Source organism: Accumulibacter sp., from assembly GCF_016789985.1.
GTDB lineage: Bacteria > Pseudomonadota > Gammaproteobacteria > Burkholderiales > Rhodocyclaceae > Accumulibacter.
Window position 1 is genome coordinate 1 of sequence record NZ_JAEUOL010000141.1, and the last position, 5,506, is coordinate 5,506.

Here is a 5,506-nt window from a genome sequence, read left to right on the forward strand (position 1 = left end):
ATCGTCTTGCGCATCCCAGGGAGGGCCTCTTCCAGACCAAACCGTACCTCGTCCGCTAACTTATCTGTCTTTCCCATCGTCTCTCAATGTGTTGCCTCGTAATAATCAGAGATTACATTAAAAGTGATGGGTGGTAAGGGGCGGCCAGGCCGCGCCCGCTGCGTCTTGATTCCGGATCGCCGGCCCGGTGGTCTTTCGTCGGTCTGCCGTGCGGCCGGTTCTATCCTACTGGCGGCATCTGCCAATGGTGTTTCGGTTGCCGGCAGCGCCGCCGTCATCGGGCAGGTCAAGCAACGCGGTCTGATCGAGCACCACTTGGCCAGGCCGCAGTTGCAGGACCGCGATCGCCCGCTCGCGGATCGGCCAAGTCGGAGGACAGGGGCGAGTGGGTGGCACGGTCTCAAGATCGGGTGCCGCATGCGCAGCTGCTGGCCGACTCCGCCGGCAGGGGCTAGCCACTGGCGGGCGGTTGCGTCGAACCCGCGTCCCGGCGTTTCTTCCAGACCCCGAGCAGGGCGGCTCCCAGACCGAGCAGGATTTCATCGATGAACGGAATGACATCCGGGATGAAGGAGTCCACGATGAACAGCACGGCGGTAACGGCGAACAAGGTGGGGAAGCGCAGGCGGGCAAGGTAGGCGATCAACGGCCCGACAAATAGCTTGGACACGCGGCTGGACTCCGGAAAACGCCTTCGATCACAACATTATGGTACAGGTTCCGCGTGCCATGATGGCTTGCTGGCCGGATTGCAGCGGTTCATCGATCGGGCATGATATCCTGATACTGCCCGCGGATGGGGTGCCCGTGAGCGTAGGATGGTCACGCGAGATGACCATTCCTCCCCGCCTACATCGTCGACAGGAGCCATCACCATGCCCTTTGATCCACGCTTGGCACTTCTGCTGACTCTCGGACTGGCCCTGACACCCGTCGTCTCCACGTTGGCGTTTGCTGGCGAGCCGCTCGCCGCAGAGATTGAGCGCCGCACGGTGGAGATCGAGCCGAGGGTGATCGAGTGGCGGCGCGACATCCACCAGCATCCGGAACTGGGCAACCGCGAGCTGCGAACGGCCAAGCTGGTGGCCGATCACCTGCGTCACCTCGGCCTGGAGGTGACGACCGGTGTGGCACACACCGGAGTCGTCGCCCTGCTGCGCGGCGGTCGGTCCGGGCCGGTGGTGGCGCTGCGCGCCGACATGGATGCGCTGCCGGTGGTCGAGGAGAGCGGACTACCATTCGCCTCGCAGGTGAAAACGGTGGATGAAGGCAAGGAAGTCGGGGTGGCCCACGTCTGCGGGCATGATGCGCACACGGCGATCCTGATGGGGGTGGCGGAGATTCTCGTCGCCATCCGGGCGGATCTGCCGGGCACGGTCAAGTTCATCTTCCAGCCGGCCGAGGAAGGGCCACCGGCGGGCGAGGATGGCGGCGCCGCGCTGATGGTTCGCCAGGGCGTGCTCGACAACCCACGTCCACAGGCCATCTTCGGGCTGCATGTCACCAACCGCCATACCGTCGGGAAACTGGCCTACCGCCCCGGTCCGGCGATGGCGGCGGCCGACATTCTGCGCATCGTCGTGCGCGGCCGCGGCACCCACGGGGCCAAACCGTGGGCGGGTGTCGATCCGATCGTCACCGCCGCCGAGATCATTCTCGGACTGCAGACGATTGCCAGCCGGCAGGTTGATGTGACGCTGGAGCCAACGATCATGTCGATCGGCAGCATCCAGGGTGGCAACCGCGCCAACATCATCCCCGAAAGTGTCGAGCTCAGCGGCACCCTCCGCACTTACGACGAGGGGATGAAGCGCGACATCCACGAACGCATCAGGCGCAAGGCTCGCCTGATCGCCGAGAGCGCCGGTGCCAGCGCCGAGGTGACGATCGATTCGCCCTACAAGGTCACGATCAACGACGAGCGGTTGACCGAGCGCATGCTGCCGACGCTACGGCGTGTCGCCGGTGACGGCAACCTGCTGCTCGATCCGAAGCAGACCGTTTCCGAAGACTTCTCGTTCTACCAGGAAGTGATTCCCGGCCTCTTCTTCTACGTCGGTGTCACCGCCAGGGGCATGGACCCGAAGCAGACTGCGCCTAACCACTCGCCGCGCTTCCACGTCGACGAGGCGGGACTGGCCGTCGGCATGAGGGCAATGGCGCAACTCGCGGTCGATTATCTGGAATCGGCCGCTCTGGCCGACACGCGCGGCGCGCAGGCTCGCTGAACGACGGTACCGGGTGACGTGCCGGCAACGACGTCGCTTTTTCCCGACCGCCTGCGAGGCGGTTTGCGGCCAGACCGGGCAGGCAGGTGGTCGGCCGGCAGGTTCAGCCACCAGGGAGCGCCCTGGTTTGACGCCGGCGCTGTCTGCCACGCGAGCACCCTGTTCATCGCACAGAAGGAGGGTTCGCCGTACCAGAGGCTCGCAAGGCGACCCGCAAGCAGGCTATGCTTATGAGTCGAGGAAAAAACGCGGCGCCAGGTGCGCGCGACGATGTCGTGCGACGGCTCCCCGACGCCCGTGACAACGAGGAGGAACGATGACCAAACAGATAGTTGTTTGCCTGGACGGCACCTGGAACAATCCCATCGAGCAGACCAATGTGTATCGTCTGTTCGAGATGCTGCCCGGCGACGAACAGTTTGTCGAGGAACAGGGACCGATCCGCTCCCATCTCGTCAAACGCGATCAGGAACTCGCTGCTTTCTATCTGAAGAGTGTCGGTAACGGGGGACGAACACAGGGGCTGCTCGGCAGCACGCAGGGTATCGGTCTGCACGACTGCATGATCGACGCCTACGTCCTCGTGTCGCAGGCGTATCGCAGCGGTGACAAGATCTGGCTGTTCGGCTTTTCTCGTGGCGCCTGGGCGGCGCGCAGTCTGGCTGCGTTCATCGCCCGCACCGGTCTACTCTGGCCGGCCGAGGCTTATGACGATACCGCCGCCGACATGGCCGAGCAGATCTGGCTGGCCTACAAGGAAGATCGCGGCAAGAAACGTGGGGTGCGCTTCTGGAAGCACCACGATCCCATGCCGATCCGCATGGTCGGTGTGTGGGAGACGGTCGGCGAATTCGGCGTGCCGCAGTTCAATGGCCTGCGCATGATCGATCGCGAGGAACTGCGCTTCCTGAAGTTTGCCGACCGCGAACTGAGCTCCCGTGTCGAGCACGCTCGCCAGGCCCTGGCCATCGACGAAGCGCGTTCCGACTTCCGTCCGACGCTGTGGAGCGAGCGTGCCGGGATCAGGCAGGTCTGGTTCGCCGGTGCCCATGGCGACGTCGGTGGTGGCTACGAGCACTGCGGCCTTTCGGACATCGCGCTCGAATGGATGATGGACGAGGTGAATGAGCTGGAAGCCGGCTTGCGGCTGTCGCCCGATCGACTCGGCCAGCCGCTGGCGCCGAATCCCCTTGGGGACCGGCACGACGAAACGCACAATCTCGCCTGGCGGTCGCGCCCGGACGGGGAACGCAAGATTCCCGACCGGGCCGAACTCCACCCCAGCGTTCTCCTGCGGTTGCAGGAACGCGCCGACTATCGCCCCAAGGCGCTTGAGGATGTCGCGATTTGCGCCGCCTTCTACCCGAAGGGCGATGAAACTCCCGAGGAGGTGCTGCAATCGGAGCGCGAACACCTGCCCTTCCGCAAACTGCCGCTCGACGGCTCGACACGTTTCCCGGTCTATGCGCACAAGTGGTGGAACGCGTCAGGCATCGAAGTCGACGCCGGCGAGAGATACCGCATCGAGGCGAGTGGCGCGTGGATCGACAAGGGCACTCCGGCGGGTGCCGACGGCTACGAATCCAAGGCCTGGTTCATGCATCTGGCCGAGGGTAGCCGCCGCCTGGAAGAGCGCCCGTGGTTTGCGCTGGTTGCCGCGATCCATCCGCGGCCCGATCTGGAAGCCAACAATCCCGACTCGGAGAACGTGCTGACCGGCCTGCTCGAGAGCACGATCAACGGCGTCAAGCGCATCGATGAAGAGAGCAGTCTGATTGCCACACCCAATGGCTGCGAAATCGAGATCAGCGAAGCGGGTTGCCTCTACTTCTTCGCCAACGACTCGCCGTTTTCCTACGGCAACAACAGCGGCTTCCTGACCATTGAAATCACCCGCCTGCCCTGGTCGGCGGAACAGGAGCAGAAATCCCTGCCTGTGCCGCAAGCGCTGCCGGGCAGCCTGGACGTCAAGCTCTACTACGCTCCGGGTACCTGCTCGCTGGCCGCGCACATCGCGCTGCGCGAGGCAGGGCTCGGCTTCGAACTGGTGCGCGTCGACATCCGCCGGCGCCAACTGGCCGACGGGAGCAGCTTCAGCGCGATCAACCCCAAGGGCTACGTGCCGGTACTCGAAATCGAGGATGGTGTCCGCCTGACCGAGGTGTCGGCCATCGTCCAGTACATTGCCGATCGCATACCGGAGCGCGGCTTGGCACCGCGTCCGTATATGCTCGAACGCTATCGCTTGCAGGAATGGCTGGCCTTCATCAGCTCCGAGCTGCACAAGACCTTCTCTCCACTGTTCCGGCCGGACACGCCGGAGGAGTACAAACCCCGCCTCAGGGAAAGCATCGGCGGCCGATTGGCCTACGTCGCCGATTGCCTGTCGAGTAGCCACTACCTACTGGGCGACCGGTTTACCGTCGCCGATGCCTACCTGTTCACCGTCCTCGACTGGGGCCGTGCAGTCGGTATCGATATCGCGCAGTGGCCCGCACTACCCGCTTTCCAGGAGCGCGTCCGGCAGCGGCAAAGCGTGCTCGATGCCCTGGAGGCAGAGAGCTGACGAGATCGTTGGCGGCTATTCGCCTGTGCACTTCCCTCGCTCCTGCAGCCTGATCCTGCAGGAGCGCGGCAAGATGAGGCTCGCGAACTCGATTCGGCTCCAGTGATTGTCCAGGGCTGCTCTGCCGGGGCAGCAGCGCGATAAATTCCTCCACCTCTTCGCTCGTTGTCTCCTGCAGGATCTGCGGTGCAAGAAAGCTGGTATCGAAATGCAGGATCAAAGTCTTTCCTCACGCGTCTGCAGCAACAGGATGCTGCTCGCCTTGCGCCAGGGAGGCTTCCTTGCGCGGAATTCAGCGCGTGGGTCGATGGCGGGCTGCGGAGGGTCGCGCCTCAAGACGGGTCAGAGCGCGGCGGCCTGGCTCCGGCTGACCGTAGCACGTTGCTGCTCGGGCGATCTGTTGGCCTCCGCTTCGGGGAACGGCGTCGGACTGCTCGATGTCTCAGATTCTGTCAAGAAAGCCCATTCATTCGTTGACCTGATTAGCAACAATCGTCAGCTGGGCGCATTTGGTGAGCCCGGCTGGGCGTATCCTGCACTTCATCATCACGGGGAGGTCAGGGCTATGGCAATGAATCGAATTCAGTTTCAACCCGGTTTGTCGATGCCAGAGTTTGCTCAGCGCTTCGGAACCGAGTCGCAGTGCGCAGCAGCGCTGGAGGCGGCGCGGTGGCCGAACGGCTTTTCGTGTCCTCGCTGCGGTGGAACGGCA

At 64.0% G+C, this 5,506-nt stretch carries 4 protein-coding genes; 3 read left to right on the forward strand and 1 reads right to left on the reverse strand.

What is annotated here, in order from left to right; all coding sequences use genetic code 11:
* Positions 1 to 451 precede the first annotated feature (451 nt).
* Complete coding sequence (locus tag JNK99_RS08020; protein WP_291851128.1) at positions 452 to 670, reverse strand: DUF6116 family protein; 219 nt, start codon at positions 668 to 670, stop codon at positions 452 to 454.
* Between the two features lie 205 nt (positions 671 to 875).
* On the opposite strand from JNK99_RS08020, the gene JNK99_RS08025 reads away from it, so the two are divergent.
* The 3 genes from JNK99_RS08025 to JNK99_RS08040 all read left to right on the forward strand — a co-directional run.
* Entirely contained in the window at positions 876 to 2,228 is a 1,353-nt protein-coding gene (locus JNK99_RS08025) for an amidohydrolase (protein ID WP_291851131.1), read from the forward strand.
* 316 nt (positions 2,229 to 2,544) lie between these two features.
* On the forward strand, positions 2,545 to 4,794 hold the full coding sequence (gene gstA, locus JNK99_RS17660; RefSeq protein WP_366518736.1) for a glutathione transferase GstA: 2,250 nt from the start codon (positions 2,545 to 2,547) through the stop codon (positions 4,792 to 4,794).
* Between the two features lie 250 nt (positions 4,795 to 5,044).
* On the forward strand, positions 5,045 to 5,506 hold a 462-nt coding region (locus JNK99_RS08040; protein WP_291851134.1), incomplete at its 3' end, for a transposase.